This is a genomic window from Acidovorax sp. FG42, assembly GCF_057809195.1.
Window position 1 is genome coordinate 1 of sequence record NZ_JBMDJM010000008.1, and the last position, 25,168, is coordinate 25,168.

The following is a 25,168-nucleotide window of genomic DNA, read 5'->3' on the forward strand; positions in this document are numbered from 1 at the left end:
GGCGGTTGGGCAGGCCCGTGAGGGCGTCGTAGAAGGCCAGGCGTTCGATTTCTTGTTCGGCCAGCTTGCGGTCGGTGATGTCCATGGTGAACCCATGCGACACCACCGAGCCATCCGCCTCGCGGTGCGGAATGGCATTGGTCATGTGCCAGCGCACGCTGCCGTCCGGCATGCGCACGCGGTACTCGCACTGCCAGGGCACCAGCTTGCGCACCGACATGATGGCCGAACGCTGCACCAATGGCAGATCTTCGGGCACCACGCGGTGCATGAGCACGCCATGGTTGGCCGTGACCTCGTGCGGCTCCACGCCCATGAATTCGCGCACGGCATCGCTGATGTACTGCACGCTGGTGCCGCCGTCGGAATGCAGCCGGTATTCGTAGATGAAGCCGGGAATGCGGCTGGCAATGCGCTGGATGAACAACAGCTGCTCACGCAACTGCTCTGCAGCGCGGTGCTCGTCTGTCACGTCCTGAACCACGCCCATGACCACCTGCACGCCGTCACGCGGCAGCGTACGTTGCACGCGCGAGCGCATCCAGCGCACTTCGCCATCCGGCCGCCGCCAGCGGTACTCCACGTCCAGCCCGGACCCACGCTCGCGAATCTTGTCGAACACGTGGCGGTCTTCCGGCAGGATGCCGCTCACCGCGCGCTCGGGGTCCACCCATTCCTGCTGCTCAAACCCGGCGATGTCGCACAGGCCCGGCGACCAGAGCAGCACCGTTTCGCCCGGGTCTTCAATGCGCCGCCAGTGGCCGGTGCGCGCCAGACTCTCCATGGTGTTGAACACATCGGTCTGTTCGCGCAACTCGCGCCGCACTTCTTCCAGCGCGCGTTCGGACGCGGCCAGCGACACCCGCAGATTCTCGGCCTCCGAGGCATCGCGCACCGTGACCACGATGCAGTCGTTCGTCACCCGGCGGGCCGACAGGTCCCAGGCCAGCAACAGCCGGCCGGGCTCGCGCACCACCTGGCGGCATTCCAGCGGTGCACCCACGCGCACCACGCCGAGCAACCGGTCCATCAAGGGTGTGTTGGCCAGCAGGTCGAACACCTCGGATGCGTCCACGCCAGGGTGCCGCACCGCGCCCAGCCCCGGCATGCGCCGGGCCGCGGCGTTGGCGGCCAGCAGCAGCAGTCGGCCGTCCTGCAGACGGAACTCCATGAGTGCCACTGGCACTGCATCCACCAGCGCTTGCAGGCGCGCCTGCGCCATGGGCTCGATGAGGCCGTCCCCGGCAGGGGCGAGGAGGTCGGTCAGCAGTTCGGACGAGATCACGGTCGCTCTGAAGCCTCTGAATCCTGGGGTTGAAACACCAATGCGCAAACGGAGGATGGCTCCGTTCAAGGTCAAGCTGCCAGCATACAGCCAAGAGTATGTCAAAACGTAACATCTTGGCAGAACGCAGTGGAATTCACCAAGGGGAAACCCGATGACCGAACTGCTACAGTCCACGCCTCATTCCTGCCACCCCCTGCATGTCCGACACGCTCGAACACCACACGCCCATGATGCAGCAGTACCTGGCCCTCAAGGCCGGGTACCCCGAGACGCTGCTGTTCTATCGCATGGGCGACTTCTACGAAGTCTTCTGGCAAGACGCCGAAAAGGCAGCGCGCCTGCTCGACATCACACTCACGCAGCGCGGCCAGTCGGGCGGCCAGCCGGTGGTGATGGCCGGTGTGCCCTTCCACGCGCTCGAGAACTACCTGGCGCGCCTGATCAAGATGGGCGAGTCGGTGGCGATTGCCGAGCAGGTGGGCGAGGTGGGCGCGAGCAAGGGCCCGGTGGAGCGCAAGGTGGTGCGCGTGGTCACGCCCGGCACGCTGACCGACACCGAGCTGCTGTCCGACAAATCCGAATCGCTGCTGATGGCCGTACACCAGGCGCCCCGCGCGCGGTGCGGCCTGGCCTGGCTGAGCGTGACGCAGGGCCGCGTGTTCCTGGCCGAATGCGCGCTGGACGAACTGGGCGCCTGGCTGGCGCGCGTGGCGCCCAGCGAGCTGATCTACAGCGCGGGCGTGACCGAACGCTTTGAGCAACAACTGCAGGTGCTGCGCCAAGGCGGCGCCTTCACCTGCCCGATGAGCCTGCGGCCCGACTGGCAGTTTGACAGCGCCCTGGGCGAGCGCAAGCTGCTCGCAAACCTGGGCGCGGCCAGCCTGCAGGCGTGGGGTGCGCAAGACCTGGGCGAGGCCCACGCCGCCGCCGCCGGGCTGCTGACCTATGCCGAACACACGCAGGGCCGCACACTGACCCACGTGCACAGCGTGCAGGTGCAGCGCAACGACGACCTCATCGACTTGCCCGCCACTACGCGCCGCAATCTGGAGTTGGTGAAGACCCTGCGTGGCGACGATGCGCCCACGCTGTTCTCGCTGCTGGACACCTGCATGACGGGCATGGGCAGCCGCCTGCTCAAGACCTGGCTGCTGGAACCCCGCCGCGACCGCGCCGAGGCACGCCAGCGCCTGTCGGCCACCACCGCCTTGCGGGGCGCAGGCGGCGCAGGCGGCGGTGCGGGCCCCTGGTCCACACTGCGCAGCGAACTCAAGGGCGTGAGCGATGTGGAGCGCATCACCGCGCGCATCGCGCTGCGTCAGGTGCGCCCGCGCGAGCTGGTCGCGCTGGGCAAGACGCTACAAAAAGCAGAGCTTCTTGCGCTGAATGGACGGGCGCCAGAGCCCTTTTTGATGCAAATTTTCAGCCATCTGCAGCCGCCCGAGGGTTGCATGGCCCTGCTGCAGGCCGCGATTGCCGAAGAGCCCGCCGCCCTGGTGCGCGACGGCGGCGTGATCGCCAACGGCTTTGACACCGAGCTGGACGAGCTGCGCGCCATCCAGACCAATTGCGACGCCTTCTTGCTCGACCTGGAAGTCCGCGAGAAAGCCCGCACCGGCATCCCCAACCTGCGCGTGCAGTTCAACAAGGTGCACGGCTTCTACATCGAGGTCACCAGCAGCCATGTCGAGAAGGTGCCCGATGACTACCGCCGCCGCCAGACGCTGAAAAACGCCGAGCGCTTCATCACGCCCGAACTCAAGGCGTTTGAAGATAAGGCCCTGTCGGCCAACGAGCGCGCCCTCGCCCGCGAGAAATGGCTGTACGAGCAGATCCTGGACCAGCTGCAGCCCCACATACCGCAGCTGACCCGCCTGGCGCAGGCGCTGGCCACGCTCGATGTGCTGTGCACGCTTGCTGAGCGATCCCTCACCCTCAACTGGTGCGCACCCCAGTTCGTGCCCGAGCCCTGCATCGAGATCGAAGGCGGTCGCCACCCCGTAGTCGAAGCCCGCCTGGCCGAGACATCGAGCGGCAGCTTCATCGCCAACCACACGCGGCTCAACGCCAACACGCGCATGCAGGTCATCACCGGCCCCAACATGGGCGGTAAATCGACCTACATGCGGCAGGTGGCGCTGATCGTGCTGCTAGCCAGCATGGGCAGCCACGTGCCCGCCGCGAGCTGCCGCCTGGGGCCCATCGACGCGATCCACACCCGCATTGGCGCGGCCGACGACCTGGCCAACGCGCAGTCCACCTTCATGCTGGAGATGACCGAGGCCGCGCAAATATTGCACGCCGCCACGCCCCACAGCCTGGTGCTGATGGACGAGATCGGCCGAGGCACCAGCACGTTCGACGGCTTGGCGCTGGCCAGCGGCATTGCCACGCACCTGCACGACAAAACCCGCGCCTTCACGCTGTTTGCCACGCACTATTTCGAGCTGACCGAACTACCCGCCAAGGCGCGCCACGCGATCAACATGCATGTGAGCGCCACAGAGAGCGGCGCAGACATCGTCTTCCTGCACGAGATCCAGCCCGGCCCGGCCAGCCGCAGCTACGGGATTCAGGTGGCCAAGCTGGCGGGCATGCCCTCGCCCGTGCTGCACCACGCCCGCCATGCGCTGGCGGCGCTCGAAGAACGCGCGGGTGAGGACGAGTTGCAGGTGGACCTTTTTGCCGCGCCCGAGGTGCCCGAGAGCGCGGGCGCCAGCCCGGTGGAAGCCGCGCTGGCAGGCATCAACCCCGACGCGATGAGCCCCCGTGAAGCGCTGGATGCGCTGTACCAGCTCAAGAAGATGCTGGGCTGACCCAAGGACGCCCCGCCGGGACAGCCTCGGGGGGCATACAAGCAGTTGGTTTCACAAATCCTGCACCACGCCCGCGAACTGCCCCAGCATAAAAGTGATGAACGGCGGCACACACTGCACGTGCCCGGCCGTAGGTAGTGCGCGGCATTCAGTCAAGCTCACCAGATCTCCAGCGCCCCTTTGCTGCATGGCACGCAGGGTGCTGACCGAACTCGCATATGGCACAGTGCGGTCATCGCGGCCGTGGTAGAGGCGCACAGGCACGTTGGGTTTCCAGTCGTGGACGCTGCTCACGTCGGCAACATAACCGGTGTCGTCCGCCAGGTACCGATCGATGAAGCGGGTGTCGTAAACCACGTCAGCATCACCAGGAATCAGGGCACGCAGCAGCAGGCGCCTTACCTCGCGCTGCACACTCCCTCCCAGGTAGCGCAGAAAGCCCGGATTAATCAGCGCGCCCAGCACGGGCTGCTCTTGCCGAACCAAGTCCACCAAGCCGTCCATGGTGGTCTGCACGTTGTAAGGCCCCGCACCGGGCACCACCATGCGTAGCTGCTGCAGGTGGGGTGAACCGCTCTCCTGCATGGCGCGGTGCGCGGCCATCGTTACGTAGCCCCCCTCCGAATATCCGGTCAGAAAAAGCTGTCCGTTGTCAGCCACATTGGCATTGCCGCGCCAGGTGCGGGCAGCGGTCAAAAAATCCAGCGTAGCAGCGGCGGACGGCGCCGACAGCAGGTACGGATGCTGCGTGCCTTTGGAACTTCCAAACCCCACATAGTCAGGTGCCAGCACGATGTAGCCGAGCGATGCCAGCACCACAGCCACCTCGGACGCCACTGCGTTGTTGCTGGGGGCTTCGGCGTCGCGAAATATGGTGCCGTGCTGGTAGCTCAGCAGCGGGCTTTTAGCGCCCGCCGGCTTCTGCGGCACGCTGACCATGCCGGACGCGCGCACCTCCCGGCCATCGGCATCGGTAGTCAAATAGTCCAGCCGGTACGAAGTGACTGCATAGCGCGGTACCACGTCTTGTGCCAGAGACTCTTTGGCGGCCAGCGCTGCACTGATGTCAGTCACGGGAACTGTACTCAGCAATGCTGCCGACTCAAGTCGCCCGGCGCGTTCGGTCACAGGGGGAGACACGGGAGGATTAGGGCCACCTCCGATGTTGTCGCTGCCACCACCACAGCCCACCAGTGCAGCCGTCAGGGCGAAGGTCGGAGCACAACGCATTCCATAGGAAATCAAGGTGTTCAACACGGTATGTCCTCTGGGAAGGAAGTAGAGCGCTGGATCATAGGCGCGACCTGTATCTGCTTCCTAAGCAGGAGGAGCCCCCACCGTCGTGCGGCGCATTGACCACGACAACCCAGTAGACGCTACGAGCGCCTCGTTCCGGTGTTTCTGAAGCCTCTGTGTTGCCTGGCCGCCTGGCGGGGCGCGAGGCCTCGGATTCGCGGGCGACTAAACTCGCGGGTTCTCTCCCTCCAACGAACCCCATTGCTCCATGACGTACTGCGTCGCCATCAAACTCAACGCCGGGCTGGTTTTCCTGTCCGATTCCCGCACCAATGCCGGGCTGGACCAGATCAGCTCGTTCCGCAAGATGATGGTCTATGAGAAGACGGGCGACCGCTTCATGGTGCTGCTGTCGGCGGGCAACCTGTCCATCTCGCAGTCGGTGCGCGAGATCCTGCAGACCGAGCAGATCAAGGACAGCGAATCGGGCGAGGCCATCACGATCTGGAACGCCAAGAGCATGTTTGATGCCGCCCGCGTGCTGGGCGCTGCCGTGCGCCACGTGCACGAGCGCGACGGCGCCGCCCTCAAGCGCTCGGGTGTGGACTTCAACGTGTCCCTGGTATTTGGCGGCCAGATCAAGGGCGAGGGCATGCGCCTGTTCCAGGTCTACTCGGCGGGCAACTTCATCGAGGCCACATCCGAGACGCCGTACTTCCAGGTGGGCGAATCCAAATACGGCAAGCCCGTGCTCGACCGCGTGCTGACGCCTGAAACCCCGCTGGACGAGGCCGCCAAGTGCGCGCTGGTGTCGATGGACAGCACGCTCAAGTCCAACCTGTCTGTGGGCCTGCCCCTGGACTTGGTGGTGTACGAGGCCGACCGCTTTGCCACCGACAAGGTGATCTGCATTGACGAGAACAACCCCTACTTCCGCATGCTGCACGACAGCTGGGGCCAGAAGCTGCGCCAGGTGTTCGACAGCATCGAAGACCCGGCCTGGAGCGGGGGCGCCACCGAGGTGCCGATCATGGTCACCCCCTCGCGCAGCAAGCCGCTCAAGAAGATCACCAACCACACCGACCGGCTGATCTGACGCCCTCCTGCGGGCCTGCGCGCCCGCAGCATCCCGGCCGCACACGCCTTTGCCGGTCGGCCCCGCTGCCCTGCCACCACCTCCATGCTGCCCATCGTTTTCTCGCACGCCAACAGTTTTCCGGCCAGCACCTACCGCGTGCTGTTCCAGCACCTCAAGACCCGGGGGTTTGAAGTCAGCGCGGTCGAGCGCTATGGCCACGACCCCAAGTACCCGGTGACCAGCAACTGGCCCCACCTGGTGCAGCAACTGGCCGACTTTGCCGGCCCCGAGGTGCAGCGCCTGGGCCAGCGGGTGTTCCTGGTGGGCCATTCGCTGGGCGGATTCCTCAGCGTGATGGCGGCAGCGCGCCACCCCGAGCTGGTGCGCGGCGTGCTGCTGATCGACTCGCCGCTCATTGGCGGCTGGAAGGCCAACGTGGTGGGCGTGGCCAAGCGGACCCAGGTGGTGGGCTCGATATCGCCAGGCCGCGTCAGCCGCCAGCGCCGCTTCAGCTGGGCCAGCAACGAAGAAGCGCTGGAGCACTTCCGAAAGAAAAAGGCGTTTGCCCGCTGGCACCCCGAGGTGTTGCACGATTACATCACCCATGGCCTGCAGGACCAGGACGGCAAACGCGTGCTGGGCTTCGACCGCGCGGTGGAAACGGCCATCTACAACACCCTGCCCCACAACCTGGGCCGGCTGCTGAGCAAGCACCCGCTGCAGTGCCCGGCCGCCTTCATCGGCGGGCGCGACTCGGAAGAGATGAAGCAGGTCGGGATGGCCATGACGCTGCGTGTGACCGAGGGCCGCACCATGATGCTGGACGGCAGCCACCTGTTCCCCATGGAGCAGCCAATGGCCACAGCGGCCGCCATCGAGGCGGCCCTGCTCAACCTGGCCGCGCTCACTCCCCAGCAGCGCTGAGCCGCTACCGAGGACCTGTTCAAAGAGGCCCCGGCAAGGGTCGCCGGGTTCTGCTTACCACCAAATTCAGACGTTGGGGGGCGAATAAGCAGCCGCCAGAGCCCCTGGATCAGGGGAAACAGGGGACACAGACCACGCACCAATCCCCTACACTGGCGAAATTGTTACAGCGTGATACACCCGACATGTCTGCACCGCCATCGACGGCCGGGCGCTTACCCGCGCTCAGCTTTGCGCTTCTTGCCGCTTTTGTCATCGCCACAGCCGTTCGCACCCACAACGACACCACCATCGCCATCGTCATCGCCTCGGTGCTGATGTTTGCCTGCTGCTGGGCCAGCGCCGCCCACCTGCTGGGCGCCCGCGCAGCGCTGCAGTTTGTGTTGATTGCGGTCACGCTGGGCTGGTTTGCGGAACAGATGGGCTCCAGCCGGGGCTGGTTTTTCGGGCACTACACCTACACCGACGTGCTAGGCCCCCGCTTGCTGGATGTGCCACTGGTGATCCCGATGATGTGGTTTGCGCTGACGTATGCGGGCTATGTGATCAGCAACCTCATCGTCTGGCAATCGGCGGTGGACGGAGCACCCGGCCTGGGAAATGCCGCCATGCTGTCATTTCTGGCGGCCATGATCGTGACTGCGTTCGACCTGGGCGCAGACCCCTACTTTGTGTACACCCTGAAGGCGTGGATCATGGCCAAGACCGATGGCGCCTGGTTTGGAGAAACCGTGCAGGGCTTTTTTGGCTGGGTGTTTGTGGCTTTTGTGATCGTCTTCGGCTTTCGCATGTCGGTGCGCCAGCGCCCGCCGCAGCCCGCCAGCCCCTTCCTGCGGCGCCATGCGATGGTGCCGCTATCTATCTACGCGGCGGGCATGGTGTTCCAGATGATTCTGGGCAACCCGGTGGAGATCCGGACCATCGCCGCTTTCGCCATGGGGATTCCGCTGCTGTGCGCGCTGGCGGGCTTCCAACGCTGGCGCGCTCCGGGTAAGGTCGCCCCATGACCGGAACCCACCCCAGCCCCCACCTGCCAGCCGCTGACCTGGCCCCCATGCAGCACCACGCCGATCCGCTGGCCGATGAGACCATCGCCAAGATCCTGGGGCCGTGGCCCCCCGGCGACGTGGCCGCCGACGCCCCGCAGTGGGCGCACATCAACACGGTCAACCTGCTGTTCAGCCAGTGGGCCGACAACGCCACGTTGACCCATTGGCAAGCAACAGAAGGCCCGGTGCAGGTGGGAGAAGGTGACAAGGCCGCCAAAGGCTATGTGACTGCCGAGATGGCCGAGGCACTGAACCACTACGTGCAGGCGGCGCAGGTGCTCCCCCCCTGGGCTGATGCCCGCAAGATCGAGCGCGCTGAAAAACTCTTCATGGACCACGGTGCGCTGTCGTGCATCCTGCTGTTCTGCGCCAGCCTGCCCGAGTGTTATGTGGTGCCGGACCTGTCGAGCGTGCTGCACACCACCGGCCAGCTGGAGCAGAACACCGAATACCGCATCCGCTCCACCGCCGCCATGATCTTCCCGGTGATGCTGCATGGCGGCCTCAGCCAACGCGGCGCCGGCGTGGCGCAGGTGCTCAAGGTGCGGCTGATCCACGCGACGGTGCGCAATCTCATCCTGCACGGCAGCCCCGAACATGCCATGGCGCAATGGCAGGCGGGTGGAGACGGCCTGGTCGTGCCTGGCGTCGCCCCCGCTGGCGGCGGTCGGTCCATGATGTACCAGACGCTCTATGCACGCGGCTGGAACCTCGCCGCCAAAGGCCTCCCTTGCAACCAGGAAGAGCTGGCCTACACGCTGCTGACCTTCGGCTACGTGTTCCTGCGCAGCCTGCGCCGGCTGGGTCTCGGGCTGCCCGCCCACGACGAGGAGGCCTACCTGCATTCCTGGAACGTAGTGGGCCACGTGCTGGGCATTGACCGCTCCCTGATGGTGGAGACCATGGCACAGGGCGATGCACTGATGGCGCTCATGCAGGTGCGCGGCCGCGCCGAGCCGGTCACTCCCGACCCGCGCCCGGCGTTGGGCCAGGCACTGATGCAGACCATGGCCAACGCGCTGCCCTGGCGCATCGTCAAACCCTTCCCGCAGCTCATGACCCGCTACCTGTGCGGGCGCGAGACCGCCGAGGACCTGGGGCTGAACCAGCCTGTACCCTGGCTGTCGACCCTGCTGTTCTGGGGTGTGCTCCTGCTGGCACGTTTGATCGATACCGTGGTCGGCATGCTGCTGCCGCGTTTTTCGATCGTGCGCATGCTGACCCGGGCCCTGGGTTACCACTTCATGAGTCGGGTGCTGATGAGCCAGACGCGCCCACTGCAACTGCCCACCGAGCTGCTCAACCAGGTGGACACCGTGGTGCACAGCTGGAGCGACGACCCCAACGCCCCCGGATGGCTCAACCGCATCGAGGACCGGCTGACCACCTCCGGCAGCTGGAGTCGCGGCCTCGCCAGCAAGGCCCAGTCCACACAAGCAGGTGCAGCAGGCCAGGCACCTCAAGCCACCACGCCATAGCGCCATCACCCATGCCTCCCGCGTTGCGCAACCTCCCGATGCTGGCCCGCCTTTGGCGTGCGGGTTGCGGCGTGGCGAGCATGGTGCTGTGCCTGCTGGTGCTCACCGCGTTGCCCGGGCAAGTGCAGGCAGGCGAGCCCTTGGTGCTCACGCACGACAGGCCGGAGGTGGACGCCTGGGAAGCCATCACTCTCCAGGCCGACCCCACCTACCAGCTCTCGGTCGAGGACATGTTGAACCGCCTGGGCGATTTCAAACCGCCGGCGCGCCCTGGCAACTCGCTGGGAGTGCACAAGGCGGCCATGTGGCTGCACATTCCCGTCGTTGCGCGCGAGGCGCAGCGCACGTCCTGGGTTGTCAACCTCGGCTACAGCTCGCTGAGGGCCGACCTGTATCTGGCCCAGGGAGGCAAGGTGCTGCAGCAGGCCCGCGCACGCCAATCCGATCCAGCGCAGCTGGCAGGCCGAACGCCCGCCATGGCCTTCGAACTGCAGCCCGGACAACAGTACGACCTGCTGGTACGCGTGCAGGCCACGGGTCCGCTGATTCTGCCCATCACGGTCAGCGAAATGCCCGTTCACCTGCGCCACGCCTTGGGTGAGCAGATCCTTCAAGGGCTCCTCAACGGACTGGCTTTTTGTCTGCTTGCGTACAGCCTGATCCAGTGGGTCACGCAGCGTGACCGCATGTTCGGCTTTTATGCACTGGTCGTGCTGGGCAGTGCGGGCTTTTCGCTGCAGTTCTTTGGTATTGGCCCGCAGTATCTGTGGCCCAACAACCCTTGGATGGACCGGTACTCCGGCCCAGCAGCCGGGCTGATGGCGCTGACCGGGTCGTTCCTCTTTCTCGGCCACACACTGGCTGGAGACAACCCCAACAGCCGGTATGCGCGCACCATGCGGGTGGGTGCAGGCATCACGGCAGCGGCCTGCATTGCCTTGGTGCTGGGCTGGTTGACTGTGCCGTTTGCGATTGCGTTCATGAGTCTTGCGGGCGCACTGCCCTCGTTCATCAGCCTTCCAGCAGCTCTGGCGCGCGTGCGGCAGAAAGACCCCATTGGCGCCACCTTGCTGGTGGCCTGGATCGCCTTTGGCATCGCTGCCGGTGTGATGGTGTGCCTGGTGCAGGGCTGGGTATCTGCCAACTTCTGGACACTGCACTCGTTCCAGATCGGCGCCACCCTGGACATGCTGCTGTTCTTCCGCGTGCTGGGCCTGCGCGCCCGGGCGGCCCAGATTCAGGCCCAGGAGGCCATGCGCGAGCGCGATCTGATGCAGTCGCTGGCCAACACCGATCCGCTCACCGGACTGAGCAACCGGCGCGGCCTCCAGCACGCGTTGCACTCCGCGCTGGCCCACTGCTCACCCCAGCGGCTGGTTGCGGTCTACCTGATGGACCTGGATGGGTTCAAGCCGATCAACGACGCGCACGGCCATGATGTGGGGGACGACCTGCTGGTGGCCGTGGGCCACCGCCTCCAAGCCAATGTGCGGCACCAGACAGACCTGGTCGCACGGCTGGGCGGGGACGAGTTCATCATCATGGCCCGCGACTTGGCCACGCCCGAGCAGGCCGAGGACTTGGGCCGCTCACTGCTGCGGGCGTTTGAGCACCCGTTCACGCTGAGCAATTTGCGTATCCAGGTTGGCCTGACCATCGGATACGCGCTCGCGCCACTGGACAGCGACGATCCGCAGGGCCTTCTGCGGTATGCAGATGCCGCGATGTACGCAGGCAAACAACGGGGCAAGCACTCGGTGCAGCGCATCCCCGCCACGGCAGCACTGGCATGACGACGATGCATTGCAACGCCCTGCCCCCTGGTCGGCCCACACTCCCACGCCCTCTGCTGTGGCTGCTGTTACTGGCAATCTGGCACGTGCTGGCCCTGCCCACCACCGCGCGGGCCGCAGCCCCCGGCCCGCTCGTGCTGCCCGCCGACTCCCGCCCGGTCAACGTCTGGTCCGTAGCCACCCTACTGGCCGACCCTTCACAGCAATGGGGCGTGCAGGACGCGCTGGCACGTTTGCCCGAGTTTGCAGAGCCCCCGAGCCGTGGCGGCAGCCTGGGTGTGCGCAAGGAGGCCATTTGGCTGCGGGTGCCGCTGATGTCGCGCGTGGCGTCGGGCAATGAATGGATCGTGAACATCGACTTTGCGGTGCTCAATGAAGTTGATATCTACCTCACCAAGCAAGGCCAGCTGATTCAGCACGCGGCGCTGGGCAATTTGCGGCCTTACTCCGAGCGCCCGCTGCGCGGCCGCACCCCGGCGATGACGCTGGACCTGGCGGCGGACACGCCCTATGAGCTGCTGATCCGCGTACAGACTTCGGGCGCAATGATCCTGCCCATCACCCTGAGCAAGGCACCTTATCTGGTGCACCGGTCTCTGCGCGAGCAGATGTTCCAGGGCGTGCTGGCCGGGCTGGCCCTGTGCCTGGTGGTCTACAGCTTTACCCAATGGGCCAGCCAGCGCGAAAAGCTGTTCCTCTACTACTGCATGCTGGTGGTGGGCAGTGCCGGGTTCTCGCTGCAGTTCTTCGGTGTGGGGACCCAATTCCTGTGGAGCGACCAGCTATGGATCGAGGTCCACGCCGCAGGGGCGGCAGGGCTGCTGGCCATTGCGGGCTCTTTCCTCTTCATGGGCCATGCGCTCATGGGCCACATGCCCCACAGCCGGTTCCTGCGGGTGATGCAGGCGGGCGCAGTGCTAAGCCTCGTGCTGCTCGCGGCCTTCCTGGTTGACCTGATCAACACCCGGACCACCACCGCCATCATCAGCGTGTTGGGCCCCCTGCCCTCGCTCATCAGCCTGCCTATTGCCGTAGCGCGTGCACGTCGGGGGGACTCCGTCAGCACCACGTTGCTCGCGGCCTGGGTCGCGTACTTCACGGCAGCAGTGACCATGGTGTGTCTGGTGCAAGGCCTGCTGCCCGTCAACTTCTGGACGCTGCACTCCTTCCAGCTCGGGGCGGCTGCCGACATGCTGCTGTTCCTGCGGGTGCTGGGCCAGCGCTCTGCCGCCTTGCGCCACGCGGCAGCCGAGGCGCTGCGCGAGCGCGACACCATGCGATCACTCGCCTACACCGACTCGCTGACAGGACTGTGCAACCGGCGCGGCATGCAAATGGCGCTGCAGTCGGCGCTGGCACAGGCCAAATCCCAACGCATGGTGGCCCTCTACCTGATGGACCTGGATGGGTTCAAACCGGTTAACGACACGTATGGCCACGATGTGGGCGATGACCTGCTGGTGGCCGTGGGCCACCGGCTGCAGGCCAATGTACGGCAGCACACCGACCTGGTAGCCCGCCTGGGCGGCGACGAATTCATCGTCATGGCACGAGAGCTGGCAACGCCTGAGCAAGCCCATGAATTGGGGCGTGCCTTGCTGCATGCGTTTGAACAGCCATTCCGGCTGGGCCACCTGTCCATTCAGGTGGGTCTCACCATCGGCTACGCACTCGCACCGCTGGATAGCGACGATGCACAGCATCTGGTCCGACTGGCGGATGCAGCCATGTATGCAGGCAAGGAGAACGGCAAGCACTGCATACGCCGCAATCCTGGCGAACTGGCGCTGAGCTCATGACCTGCACGCGTTTGATTGGCTTCAACATGTACTGCACGGCTCTTAAGAGCTGGTGGCGCACGGCGTGCCTGATCGTGGCGCTTTGCCTGCTGCAGGGATCATTCCCGACCCATGCACGGGCTACCGCCCTTGAACTGCGGGATGACCTGCTCTCCATCGAGGCCTGGCCTGAAGTCACCGTGCTGCCAGACCCCTCCGGCACCTTGCTCGTGAATGATGTTCTTGCGGAATTGGCCCGCTTTCAAACCCCACCCGGCACCAGCGGCACCCTGGGCGTGCGGGCGGAACCGGTGTGGGTGCGCATCCCGGTCACCGTGCCGGTGGCATCCAATGGCCTGTGGGTGCTGGATATCGACTATCCCGTGCTGCAGCGCATCGAGGTGTACCTGGCTACAGACGGTCACGTCACCCAGCAGGCCACGCTGGGCAGCCTGCAGCCCTACACACAGCGCCCGCTGCGCAGCCGCACGCACGCCCTGCCATTGACCATGCTGCCAGGGCATGCCTACGACCTACTGCTGCGTGTGGAAACCCGGGGTGCCATGGTGCTCCCTATCACTCTGAACAAACCCACCACCTGGCACAGCAAGGCACTGAACGAGCAAATGCTGCAAGGCATTCTCACAGGGCTGGCGCTGTGCCTGCTGATCTACAGCCTGGCGCAGTGGCTCAATCTGCGCGACATACTGTTCATCCAGTACGCACTGCTCATCACGGGCAGCCTGTTGTTTTCTCTGCACCTGTTTGGCCTGGGCACCCAATACCTGTGGCGCGATATGCCCTGGGTGGAGCTGCATGCCGCCAGCCTGGCCGCGCTCACGGCCACGTGCGGCTCCTTCCTTTTCATCAGCCAGGCCCTGGCCGGTGACCGGCCCCGCAGCAGGCTGCTTCGCAGCATGCGGGGCGGCGCTGTGCTGTGCGTGGTGCTGGCCGCGCTGTATGCCCTCGACCTGCTCAGCACCCGCGCGGTCGCGGGCATCGTCAGCATCCTGGGGCTGGTGCCTGCGCTCATGGGAATCCCGGGGGCTGTGCGCCGCGCACGGCTGGGAGACCCGGTCGGATCCACCCTGCTGCTCGCTTGGCTGGTGTACTTTCTGGCGACTGCCACGGTCATCGGCGTGATCCAGGGCTGGGTGCCGGTGAACTTCTGGACCTTGCACTCCTTCCAGTTTGGCGCCACGCTGGACATGCTGCTGTTCATGCGCGTGCTGGGCCTGCGCACCAAGGCCCTTCGCCTGGAGGCACTGGACGCCAACCGCGAGCGCGACGTGATGCGCTCGCTGGCCCACACCGACCCGCTCACCGGCCTGCCCAACCGGCGCGGGCTCAACATCTCGCTCGCGTCCGCGCTTTCGCGTTGCAGTGCCGAAAAAATGCTCGCGGTGTACGTGATGGACCTGGACGGTTTCAAGCCCGTCAACGACCAGCACGGCCACGACGTGGGCGACGAACTGCTCGTGGCCGTGACACGGCGCCTGCAGGGCCATGTGCGCCAGAGCGACCTGGTGGCGCGCCTGGGCGGGGACGAGTTCGTGGTGATGGCCGGACAGTTGCAGAGCCTGCAACAGGCACAGGAGCTGGGGCACAAGCTGCTGGACGCGTTCCGGTCGCCGTTTTCGCTGAACAACGTGCAGGTGGAGATTGGTCTGACCATTGGGTACGCCATCGCACCACACGACAGCACCGACGCGATTGGCCTGCTCAAACTGGCCGACGCCGCCATGTACAGCGGCAAACAGGGCGGCAAGTTCTGCCTGCGGCGCAACACGGGCGACCTCGCACTGTCCTCTACCTGACGGCCCTGCCCCACAGGCACGGATGCAGGCCGACAACATGCGCCTGCCATTTCCCTCTGGTCAAAGCGATCCGGCTCCGGTACACCCGGGGCTTCGCAACTTCCTGAAGGATCGCTCGCCATGGCCCATCGCAAAAGTTCGGCCCGCCTCGCCAAAGACGCACGCGTCGCGCACTTTTTATCTTTGGCGGCAAGACAGCCGGCATTGAGCGCGGCGCAGGCCAGCGCACCGGTGCTCACGTGGGAGGCGGTGGCCGCGCTGGAGGCGCGGATCGTCGGGCGCATCGTGCTGCCCTCCAGCCCTGATTACAACGCAGCGCGGCAGGAGTCAAACCCGGCCTTCCAGTCGTACCCGGAGATCATCGTCTTTTGCGCCTGCGAAAACGATGTGCTGGAGTGCCTGGCCGTGGCCCGCACCTACGGCGTGTGGGTGGCCGTGCGTTGTGGCGGACACAGCACGGCCGGCTACTCGGTCAACAGCGGCATGGTGGTGGACCTGAGCGACCTGCAGGGCGTGGTGCTGGACCCTGCGCGCGAACGCGTGCACGTGCTGCCCGGCACCGACTTCGATCACTTCAACGGCGCCATGAACCACACGGGCTGGCATGTGCCCACGGGCGCCTGTGGCAGCGTTTGCGTAGGGGGTTTTGTGCAAGGCGGCGGTTACGGCTACACCTCGCGCGCGTTCGGCATCCAGAGCGATCTGGTGGACTCCTTCCGTGTGGCGCTGGCCAACGGCACCATCGTCACCGCCAGCGCGCAGGAGCACCCCGACCTCTACTGGGCCCTGCGTGGCGGCACGGGCGGAAACTTTGGCGTGGTGCTGCAGGTGACCTACCGCATGCAGCGGCTGGACCAGGTGTGGGCCTGGGCCATCAGCTGGGACGCCGTGCACGCGACCCAGGTACTCACGCTGATGCAGGCAGGCTACATGAAGACCGGTGCGCCCGACGCCTTGGGCTACATGATGAACCTGGGCTTCCAGAACGGTGTGCCCGTGTACATGGTGCAGGGCATGTTCTGCGGCAGCCGCGAGGACGGGCTGGCAGCCATTGCACCGCTGATGGCCATCCCCAGCGCGCAGCTGCTGGTGGACAAGACCGGCACCTACCCCGACATGAACGTGTGGCTGGAAGACCACCCCTACACCCTGCCCGACAACCTGCCGGACGGCATCGCCGAAACCAAGGCCAGCGGATACATCAATACCCGGCTCTCGCCCGCCGACTGGCAGCGCATCATCGACTACTTCAAGACCTCGCCCAACCCCTGGTCGCTGGCTTACCTGGAGCCCTACGGCGGCGCCATCAACCGCTACCCGGTGGGCGACAGCGCCTTTGTGCATCGCAATGTGGACGCTGACCTGGTGGTGGATGTGTTCTGGCGCAACCCGGCGGAGCGCGCCCAGATGGAAGCCTGGCTCGACGGCTTCATGCAGCTGGTGCGGCCATTCCTGAACGGCCACGTGTACCAGAACTATCCGGATGCGCGGCTGACCGACTTTGCCTCGGCCTATTGGGGCCCCGCCTACCCGCAGCTTCAGCGGATCAAGGCGGCCTACGACCCTGGCAACTTCTTCCACTTCCAGCAAAGCATTCGGCTGCCGTAACGCGCCAATGCGGTGATGCGGTGAGTTGATGCACCTGCCCCGAGGGGGCACGCTAAGAGGCCCGGTAGATCAGGACGTCTGCGCGTAATGCAGGCGGCCCTTGCCTGCCCGCTTGGCTGCGTACATGGCCTGGTCGGCGCGGTTCATCAGCGCGTCGATGTCTCCCTCCAGCGGGGGGTACACCGCCACACCAATGCTGGCGCCAATGCGCAGCTCGCGTCCGTCCACCTTCATGCCCTGCTGCAGGGCGTCGATGATGCGGTGGCCGATGGTATCTGTGACCTCACGCGTCACCTCGCGGTCCAGCATCACCAGAAACTCGTCGCCCCCGAGCCGCGCCATCGTGTCGCCTGCACGCACCGTGCTGGCAATGCGCTGGGCCACGATGCGCAGCACCTCATCGCCCGCGCGGTGGCCTTCGGCGTCGTTCACGTGCTTGAACCCGTCGAGGTCAATGAACAACAGCGCCACCGAGCCGTCTGTGTGCCGCGCATGCAGCAGCGACTGCTCCAGCCGCCCCTGGAAAGCAGCGCGGTTGAGCAACCCGGTCAGCGAGTCGTGGTTGGCCAGGTAGTGCTGCTGCCGCGCGATCTGGATCTTGGCGGACACATCCTGCACCAGCGCCATGATCGAGGTCACCTGGCCGTCCGCGTCGGTCAGGGCAGAGTTGAACCACTCACAGTGCACCTCGGTGCCATCGCTGCGAACAAAACAGGTCTCTGCTCTGTTCTGCGACTCCTGGCCGGACTGCAGCCGCTGCAGCGCCTGCTGCAGGCTGTCGTCCATCGATGCGGGGGCCAGCAGGTCCGTCAGCAGCCGCCCCTCCAGCCCCGCCACATGCAGCCAGCCCAGCAGTTGCACCGCACGCTGCGAGCAATGCAGCAGCTGCAGCTGGTGGTCCATCTCCACCACGGCCAGGGGGCTGTTCTCCATGTGGGACGACAGGCGCTGGTTGGCAGCGCGCAGCGCATTCATGGTGACCTGCAGCTCGTGCACGTCCAGCGCCGTGGTGATGAAACCGTCGATCGCGCCTTGCGGGTTGTGCCAGGGCGTCAGGCAGATGGTGCGCCACTCGTCAAAGCCATAGGGCGTTCGCAGCATGCGCTGGTACTGCACCCGCTCGCCGCTGAGCACCCGGTTCACAAAGGGCATGAAACGGGCGCAATCCTGCTCGCCATACACCTCCACCAGCGTCTTGCCGACCAGTTCCTCCGGCACGGTGCCGAACCAGCGCGCGTATTCGTCGTTCACATAGATCATCGACAGGCTGCGGTCGATCACGGCCATGGTGGCGCCCGCGCTGCGGGTGATCACATCCAGCAGGTCTGCCTTGGACCACACCTTCTGGCGGGCGGTCTCCGGGTGCGTGGACAACTCAGGCGCTTCTGGCGTCATGCGGCAATACCCCAGTGGGGGAGAGGATCAGCGAAGAGGCGGCCTCACACACCGTGAACGGGTGATGGCACAGGGTGCGGCCGCCTGGGCGTAACTGTCTGTGAGCGGCAGCTTAGCACTTTCGCCAGCCGCTCCCTCTCCCAGCCAACCCTTGCCGCCGGGGACGGCCTAGCGGCAGCAGCGGTAAGCCAGCCCCACCGAAACCGAGTAACCCACCGGCTGCACGGTCAGCGGACTGCGGCGCGCATCGCCCTGCAGCTGCGACACCCGGGCCGCGCCCAGCACCACCCAGTGACGGTTGAGCGCCGTCATCACCTCCACCCCGGCATCGACGCTGTAAAGCCCACCACGTGGCTCGAACGCGGGCAAGGGGCTGTTGCTGCCCGCAGGCACCCCGAAATGGCCTCGCAGGTAGGTGCGGTCCCCAAAGCTCGCGCCCGCCCCGAAGCTGACCTTGGTCTGCTCCGTCACGGGCCAGGTGTAGCCAATGCTGGTGGACCACTGCGCGCCACCGTCACGGCCCAGGATGTCTTGCGAGACCCCGGCGCCCACGGCCCAGCGGTCGGTGATGGCATAGCCCGCGCTGATCCGCGCCCGCAGGGTGGACCGCACCGACGGCAGCCCCACCAGAATGGGCGCATCCGACCCATCGCGGCCCTTGTCGATGCGCAAGGCTGCGCTCAGGCTAAAGCGGTCGCTCTGCGCCAGCGTGGCGCTGGCGCCGGACTCGCGGGGCCCCAGGCCATGGCCCATGAAGGCGCTACCGCGCGAGGTGCTCAGGCGAAACCGGCCGTACTCGATGGCCCAGGCGGGACGCAGGCTGTTCTTGCGGCCGTCGCCACCCGCATAGTCGGGGCTGCTGCCCACGATGGCGCCAATCGCGTAGTTGAATTTGGGAGCAGCGGCCTGCTGGCTCTCTGCCTTGTCGGACACAGCGGTGTCCGTGCCGGGAGTCTCCGGCAAGCCCTGAGCGCCCACCCAGGGGCTGACACACAAGCCCGCGAGCACCATCGCCCGCAAGGAAATCAAGGAAGCGGAGACTCGACCGGTAGTGAAACGCATGGCCCGATTATCAGTCGGCCCACTGCACCCAGCCCGTCCACGCGGTCACCAGAACAATGACACCGAACACGATGCGGTAATAGGCAAACGGCACAAAACTGTGGCTGCTGATGTAGCGCAATAACCAGCGCACACACAACCAGGCGCTGAGGAAGGAGAACACCAGCCCCGTGGCAAACAGCGGAATGTCAGCCGCCGACAGCAGCGCGCGCTCTTTGTACAGGCTGTACACCCCCGCCCCGATCAGCGTGGGAATGGCCAGGAAGAACGAAAAATCGGTGGCCGCCTGGCGCGACAGGCCCAGCAGCATGCCGCCGATGATGGTGGCCCCGCTGCGGCTCGTGCCCGGAATCATCGCCAGGCACTGCACCAGCCCGACCTTGATCGCATCGAGCGGCGTCATCGCATCCACGCTATGGATGCGGGTGGCCGAGGGCGGCCGCCGCTCGGCCCACAGGATGATGAAGCCACCGATGATGAAAGTGCTGGCCACCACCACGGGCGTGAACAGGTGCGCCTTGATGGCCTTGCCAAACAGCAGCCCCAGCACCACGGCGGGCACGAAGGCGATGAACACGTTGAGCGCAAACCGCTGCGCCTGGCGCTCGGTGGGCAGGGCCACCAGCGTGGAGCGGATCTTGGCCCAGTACACCAGGATCACCGCAAAAATGGCCCCCGTCTGGATGGCAATGTCGAACACCTTGGCCTTGGCATCGTCAAACCCCAGCAGCGACCCGGCCAGAATCAGGTGCCCGGTGGAAGAGATGGGCAAAAACTCCGTCAACCCCTCGACCACCCCCATGATGGCGGCCTTGACCAGCAATACAACGTCCACGCGCACTCCTTGCAAATAGGAGCGGGATTATCCGCCGGGCGTGCTGGCGCAACGGGCGGCGGGGCCCTTCTGTCACCTGTGCGGGCCGCTTTCAGCGCAAAAACGGCCCGCAACTCACGCCACGCCCGTGCATTTCACGGCCCGAAGGCTGCATTTCGTCGCAAGGCACTGGCTGCCTCTGGGGGCTCCCGGCACAGTCCACCCCATCGAACCCGCCAGGAGCCCCCGCCATGCAAATCACACCCGTCATCGCCATCCACATGGCCGCCGCCCTGGCGGCCGTTGCCATCGGCCCCATTGCCCTCTGGGCCCGCCAAGGCGCCACGCAGCGCCCCCGTATTCACCGCGCGGCCGGCTACGCCTGGGTGACCCTGATGGTCGCCACAGCCGTATCGGCCCTCTTCATTTCCGGCGGCGGCGGGCCCCGCCTGGGCAGCTTTGGGCTCATTCACCTGCTGATCCCGGTGACGCTGGGGATGCTGGTCATGGCCTTTGTCTATCTGGCCCGCCGCAACGTCGTGGGCCACCGCAAGATGATGCAGCGCACCTACATCGGCGCCTGCGTGGTCGCCGGAGTGTTCACGTTGCTGCCAGGGCGTTTTCTGGGCCACACGGTCTGGTCCGCACTCGGACTGATCTGACCCCCCTCCCCTCCCTTCATTGTTTACAGGACGACCACCATGCTGCTCAACCTTCTTGTCCAACAACCCCAGATGCTGGGTCGCATCATCGAAAACACGCCCTACTGGGTCTGGGCCCTGCTGGCCGGGCTGCTCTGGCTGGGCGGCAGCCAGCTGCTGGCCCGCAACGTGAGCCTGGTGCGGGCCATGGTCATGCCAGTGGCGATGACCGGCCTGTCGGTGTACGGCATCGCCTCGGCCTTTGGCGCCGCAGGCCAGGCCCTGCTGCCGGTGGGCGCCTGGCTGGCCGCCGGCGTGCTGATTGCCGGCGTGGCGCTGTGGCTGCAACCAGCGGCGCCCCAGGGCACGCTGTACGAAAGCAAGTCGCGCTGCTTCTACATTCCGGGAAGCGCCATGCCGCTGGCCCTGATCCTGGGCATCTTCCTCACCAAATATCTCGTGGGGGTGGAACTGGCACTGCAACCCGCGCTGGCCCGTGACAGCGGCTTTGCGCTGCAGATCGCCGCGCTGTATGGCGTGTTCAACGGCCTGTTTGCGGCCCGCGCGCTGCGGCTGTGGAAGCTGGTGCAACGCAGCGCCCCCCTGGCCACGTCACCCGCCACCGCCTGATCTCTCACAAACATCCCTCTGCACAGGAGCATCCCATGCGCAACCACACTCTCACGACCGACCCCATCGAACGCCTGGCCCGCCGCCGCGCTGGGGCCAAAATGGGCTGGTACATCCATGCCAGCGTGTACCTGCTCGTCAACCTGCTGCTGGTTGCCTTGTCGGTGGGCAGCGGGCGGTACTGGGCGGTGTTCCCTGCGCTGGGCTGGGGCATTGGCCTGGCCATCCACGGCGTGATGGTGTTCTTTCTGGCGGGCGGCAGCAACCTGCACGAGCGCATGGTGCAGGCAGAACGTGACCGCCTGGCCGCTGCACAAAACACCCGCTGATCGGCCAATAATGACTCCTTCCAGCCCAAACACGGCCATGACGAAAACCTGGATGGCCTGGTGCCTTGCCTTGCTGGCCGCAGCAGTCATCACGGCGAGCCCTGCCCATGCGGGCGTGGGCCTCGCAGAGTTGCCCGGACAGCAGGGCGACGGCCCCGTCACGGTGTTCTACCCCGCACAAGAGGCCGACCAGCCCGTGCAGCGCGGCCCCTTTGCGCTGCAGCTGGCCTGGCAGGGCACACCCGTGCCGGGTAACGGCCGGCTGGTGGTGGTGTCGCACGGCTCGGGCGGCAGCCCCTGGGTGCACACCGACCTGGCCCGTGCGCTGGTGCAGGCCGGGTTTGTGGTGGCCCTGCCCGAGCATGCGGGCGACAACTACAAAGACCACTCCACCCCGGGCCCGGAGAGCTGGAAGCGCCGCCCCGCCGAGGTCTCCCGCGCCGTGGACGCCGTGGCGCAGGATGCGCGCCTGGCGCCGCTGCTGGCGCTGGACAAGGTGGGCGTGTTCGGCGGCTCGGCCGGGGGCCACACCGCCCTGGTGTTTGCCGGGGGGCAATGGTCGCCTGCCCGCTTCAAGCAGCACTGCGAGGCCCATCTGGCGGAGGATTTTTCGTCCTGCGTCGGCTTCACCACCCGCCTGCACGGCAACTGGCTGGACGGCATCAAGAAGGCCGTGGCCATCACCATCATCCGCCACCGGTTTGGCGACGAGACGCTGTATGCACACACCGACCCGCGCGTGGCGGCCACAGTGGCCGTGGTGCCGTTTGCAGCCGACTTCGACATGGGCAGTCTGGCCAACCCGCGCATCGCGCTAGGGCTCATCACTGCGGGCAAGGACGTGAACCAGATCCCCCGCTTTCACAGCAGTGCCGTGCTGGCCGCGTGCCAGGACCGTTGCACGCACATTGCCGACCTGCAGGACGGCAGCCACGGCATCATGCTGTCACCCATGCCACCGCTGGAGCGCATGAACGACCTGACCCGCGCGCTGCTGGGCGACCCGCCCGGCTTTGACCGCAGCGTGCTGCCGCAGGTGGACGCAAGCACCGTGGCCTTTTTTGCCAAGCACCTGCAGCCGCTGCAGACGGTGACGCCGGTGACCCTTTTGCAACGCCCATGACTGTGCCCCTGCTGGTGCGTTGCCGTGTCCGCCATGCCGCCTAGAATGCAAAGGCCCACGCCCATGACACCCGAAGAGCTCGACCAACTCGCCCGTCGCCGCGCCCATGCCAAGCTGGGCTGGTACCTGCATGCGATGGCCTTCGTGCTGGTCAACGCCCTCATCTTTGCCATGTCGCGCTATGCGTTTGGCACACGCCCGTGGTCGGTGTACCCGCTGCTGGGCTGGGGGCTGGGGCTGGTGCTGCATGGGGTGTCGGTGTTTCTGCTGGGCTCCGGCAGCAGCCTGCGCGAGCGCATGGTGCAGCGCGAGCGCGAGGCCCTGCAGCGCCGCCAAGACCGGCCATGAAGCTGCGCCACGAGTTCAACGGGGTCAGCAAGCTGCGGCACTACCTGCAGGTGGTGGCCTTCACCCTGGTGGTGGCCACCATCCAGTGCACCTTCATGCCCGACAAGCCCTACGGGCCACCGGTGGTGTATTCGGTGCTGATCGGCACCTTCACCTGGGCCATCATCGACTTGGGGCGGGAGTTGATACCGTCCGCCGCCGAAACCGGCTGGCCGCACGGCTGGCAGGGCATTGCGCTGGTCATGGTAGGCATCGTCGTGGGCTACCTGGCCGGCACCTTGCTGGCGGACACGCTGTGCGTGCACTACTTTCACTTCTACCCGGCGGGCTCCTTGATCTCGGGCGCTGACCAGCGCACGTCCATTCTGATCACGGCCATTGCGGGGCTGGTGGGCACGTTCTACTTCTACGCGGTCAACAAGTCGGCGTACCTGGAAGGCAAGATGGCCGAGGCGCGCATGCACGCCAGCGAATCGCGCCTGAAGCTGCTGGAGACCCAGCTGGAACCCCACATGCTGTTCAACACCCTGGCCAACCTGCGCGTGCTCATCGGCACCGACCCGGCCCGGGCGCAGCACATGCTGGACCGCATGATTGCCTACCTGCGCGCCACGCTCAGCGCATCGCGCAGCACCCAACACCCGCTGGCGCTGGAGTTTGAGCGCCTGCGTGACTACCTGGAGCTGATGGCCGTACGCATGGGGCCGCGCCTGGCCTACACCCTGGACCTGCCCGATGCCCTGCGCGATGTGCCGGTGCCGCCCCTGCTGCTGCAGCCGCTGGTGGAGAACGCCATCCGCCACGGGCTGGAGCCCCAGGTGGAAGGCGGCCACATCACTGTGCGCGCCAGCACCCAGGCAAGCCCCCACGGCCCGCTGCTGGTCATCGAGGTGCAAGACACCGGGGCGGGCCTGCCCGCCACCCTGCCCACCCCGGGCCCCGGCCAGAGCTTTGGCCTGGCCCAGGTGCGCGAACGCCTGGCTACACTGCACGGGGCCGCAGGCACTCTTGAATTGATAGCTATTCAGCCAAGCGGTACTAGCGCTACCGTCACGTTTCCCTTGAAATCTGCCGCCACACCATGACAGAGCGAGCCCCGCGTGCCCTGATTGCCGAAGACGAACCGCTGCTAGCCGCTGCCCTGCAGCAAGACCTGGCCCGCGCATGGCCAGAGCTGCAAGTGGTGGCCCTGGTGGGCGACGGCCGCTCGGCGGTGCGGCAGGCGCTGGACTTGCGGCCCGACGTGCTGTTCTTCGACATCCGCATGCCCGGCCAGAGCGGCATCGAGGCGGCCGCCGAGCTGGCCGATGCATGGCCGGATGACCTGCCCTTTCCGGCGCTGGTGTTTGCTACCGCCTACGACCAGTACGCCGTGCAGGCGTTTGAAGCCCAGGCGGTGGACTACCTGCTCAAACCCATCCAGGCCGACCGGCTGGCGCGCACCGTGGCCAAGGTGCAGGGCCTGCTGGCGCAGCGCGCTTCAGCCGTTGCCGCTATCGGCGCACCGCCCGCTGCACCTTCGGCAGCGTCGCCCTCGCCCGAACTCGAAGCCACCATGGCCCAGCTGCGCGCGCTGCTGGGCGCGCCCGGCGTGGGCACTGCACCCGCCGCCGCGCCTGCCACCGCCGCAACGCGGCTGAGCGTGATCCAGGCCAGCCATGGCACGCAGATCCACATGGTGCCGGTGGCGGACGTTGTGTACTTCGAGGCGGCCGACAAGTACGTGCGCGTGCTCACGGCCGAGCGTGAATACCTGATCCGCACTGCGCTCAAGGAGCTGATCGAGCAGCTCGACCCGCAGGAGTTCTGGCAGGTGCACCGCAGCACCCTGGTGCGCGCCACGGCCATTGCCACCGTCACGCGCGACGAGGCGGGCAAGCAGCACATCAGCCTGCGCGGGCGGCCCGAGCGGCTGCCGGTGAGCCGCCTCTACGCGCACCTGTTCAAGGCGATGTAGCTGC

The 25,168-nt window shown here is 66.3% G+C and carries 21 protein-coding genes; 16 read left to right on the top strand and 5 right to left on the bottom strand.

Annotated elements, in window-relative coordinates; genetic code table 11:
- A partial coding sequence (locus ACODSM_RS10270; RefSeq protein WP_488805187.1) for a PAS domain-containing protein occupies positions 1-1,285 on the bottom strand: 1,285 nt, incomplete at its 3' end.
- Between the two features lie 200 nt (positions 1,286-1,485).
- Here ACODSM_RS10270 and mutS point away from each other — a divergent pair.
- Positions 1,486-4,104 (top strand): DNA mismatch repair protein MutS, encoded by a 2,619-nt coding sequence (gene mutS, locus ACODSM_RS10275; protein ID WP_488805188.1) that lies wholly within the window; start codon positions 1,486-1,488, stop codon positions 4,102-4,104.
- Positions 4,105-4,155: 51 nt separating this feature from the next.
- Here mutS and ACODSM_RS10280 read toward each other — a convergent pair whose 3' ends face one another.
- The gene (locus ACODSM_RS10280) at positions 4,156-5,178 is read right to left on the bottom strand and encodes an alpha/beta hydrolase family protein (protein ID WP_488805189.1); all 1,023 of its coding nucleotides are present in this window, start codon (positions 5,176-5,178) and stop codon (positions 4,156-4,158) included.
- Between the two features lie 430 nt (positions 5,179-5,608).
- On the opposite strand from ACODSM_RS10280, the gene ACODSM_RS10285 reads away from it, so the two are divergent.
- The 8 genes from ACODSM_RS10285 to ACODSM_RS10320 all read left to right on the top strand — a co-directional run bounded on the left by ACODSM_RS10285 (position 5,609) and on the right by ACODSM_RS10320 (position 16,865).
- Entirely contained in the window at positions 5,609-6,436 is an 828-nt protein-coding gene (locus tag ACODSM_RS10285; protein WP_015015191.1) for a proteasome-type protease, read from the top strand.
- 84 nt (positions 6,437-6,520) lie between these two features.
- Positions 6,521-7,342 (top strand): alpha/beta hydrolase, encoded by an 822-nt coding sequence (locus ACODSM_RS10290; protein WP_488805190.1) that lies wholly within the window; start codon positions 6,521-6,523, stop codon positions 7,340-7,342.
- A gap of 185 nt (positions 7,343-7,527) precedes the next feature.
- Complete coding sequence (locus ACODSM_RS10295) at positions 7,528-8,349, top strand: carotenoid biosynthesis protein (RefSeq protein ID WP_488805191.1); 822 nt, start codon at positions 7,528-7,530, stop codon at positions 8,347-8,349.
- Complete coding sequence (locus ACODSM_RS10300) at positions 8,346-9,869, top strand: oxygenase MpaB family protein (protein ID WP_488805192.1); 1,524 nt, start codon at positions 8,346-8,348, stop codon at positions 9,867-9,869. Before ACODSM_RS10295 ends, ACODSM_RS10300 begins: the two co-directional genes overlap by 4 nt.
- Positions 9,870-9,907: 38 nt before the next feature.
- Entirely contained in the window at positions 9,908-11,662 is a 1,755-nt protein-coding gene (locus tag ACODSM_RS10305; RefSeq protein WP_488805193.1) for a diguanylate cyclase domain-containing protein, read from the top strand.
- A 5-nt stretch (positions 11,663-11,667) separates the two neighbouring features.
- Positions 11,668-13,461, top strand: coding sequence for a diguanylate cyclase domain-containing protein (locus tag ACODSM_RS10310; protein ID WP_488805300.1), 1,794 nt, complete (start codon positions 11,668-11,670; stop codon positions 13,459-13,461).
- Positions 13,458-15,257, top strand: coding sequence for a diguanylate cyclase domain-containing protein (locus ACODSM_RS10315; protein WP_488805194.1), 1,800 nt, complete (start codon positions 13,458-13,460; stop codon positions 15,255-15,257). The genes ACODSM_RS10310 and ACODSM_RS10315 overlap by 4 nt, the downstream gene beginning before the upstream one ends.
- Before the next feature lie 120 nt (positions 15,258-15,377).
- Positions 15,378-16,865 (top strand): FAD-binding oxidoreductase, encoded by a 1,488-nt coding sequence (locus ACODSM_RS10320; RefSeq protein ID WP_488805195.1) that lies wholly within the window; start codon positions 15,378-15,380, stop codon positions 16,863-16,865.
- A 69-nt stretch (positions 16,866-16,934) separates the two neighbouring features.
- Here ACODSM_RS10320 and ACODSM_RS10325 read toward each other — a convergent pair whose 3' ends face one another.
- The 3 genes from ACODSM_RS10325 to ACODSM_RS10335 form a co-directional block, all read right to left on the bottom strand.
- The gene (locus ACODSM_RS10325; protein ID WP_422847415.1) at positions 16,935-18,260 is read right to left on the bottom strand and encodes a diguanylate cyclase domain-containing protein; all 1,326 of its coding nucleotides are present in this window, start codon (positions 18,258-18,260) and stop codon (positions 16,935-16,937) included.
- 168 nt (positions 18,261-18,428) lie between these two features.
- Positions 18,429-19,193, bottom strand: coding sequence for a MipA/OmpV family protein (locus ACODSM_RS10330; protein WP_238544037.1), 765 nt, complete (start codon positions 19,191-19,193; stop codon positions 18,429-18,431).
- Between the two features lie 139 nt (positions 19,194-19,332).
- On the bottom strand, positions 19,333-20,157 hold the full coding sequence (locus ACODSM_RS10335; protein ID WP_056067100.1) for an undecaprenyl-diphosphate phosphatase: 825 nt from the start codon (positions 20,155-20,157) through the stop codon (positions 19,333-19,335).
- A 230-nt stretch (positions 20,158-20,387) separates the two neighbouring features.
- Between ACODSM_RS10335 and ACODSM_RS10340 the strand changes: the two genes are divergently transcribed.
- From ACODSM_RS10340 to ACODSM_RS10370, 7 genes are all read left to right on the top strand, one after another.
- On the top strand, positions 20,388-20,798 hold the full coding sequence (locus ACODSM_RS10340) for a DUF2306 domain-containing protein (RefSeq protein ID WP_015015202.1): 411 nt from the start codon (positions 20,388-20,390) through the stop codon (positions 20,796-20,798).
- 39 nt (positions 20,799-20,837) lie between these two features.
- A complete protein-coding gene (locus tag ACODSM_RS10345; protein WP_476018392.1) occupies positions 20,838-21,407 on the top strand; it encodes a DUF6622 family protein in 570 nt (189 codons plus the stop codon).
- A 35-nt stretch (positions 21,408-21,442) separates the two neighbouring features.
- A complete protein-coding gene (locus ACODSM_RS10350) occupies positions 21,443-21,736 on the top strand; it encodes a 2TM domain-containing protein (protein ID WP_488805196.1) in 294 nt (97 codons plus the stop codon).
- A 37-nt stretch (positions 21,737-21,773) separates the two neighbouring features.
- A complete protein-coding gene (locus ACODSM_RS10355) occupies positions 21,774-22,859 on the top strand; it encodes an alpha/beta hydrolase family protein (RefSeq protein ID WP_488805197.1) in 1,086 nt (361 codons plus the stop codon).
- A gap of 63 nt (positions 22,860-22,922) precedes the next feature.
- A complete protein-coding gene (locus ACODSM_RS10360) occupies positions 22,923-23,207 on the top strand; it encodes a 2TM domain-containing protein (RefSeq protein ID WP_488805198.1) in 285 nt (94 codons plus the stop codon).
- A complete protein-coding gene (locus ACODSM_RS10365; RefSeq protein WP_488805199.1) occupies positions 23,204-24,292 on the top strand; it encodes a sensor histidine kinase in 1,089 nt (362 codons plus the stop codon). Before ACODSM_RS10360 ends, ACODSM_RS10365 begins: the two co-directional genes overlap by 4 nt.
- A complete protein-coding gene (locus ACODSM_RS10370) occupies positions 24,289-25,164 on the top strand; it encodes a LytR/AlgR family response regulator transcription factor (protein ID WP_488805200.1) in 876 nt (291 codons plus the stop codon). Before ACODSM_RS10365 ends, ACODSM_RS10370 begins: the two co-directional genes overlap by 4 nt.
- Positions 25,165-25,168: the final 4 nt, after the last annotated feature.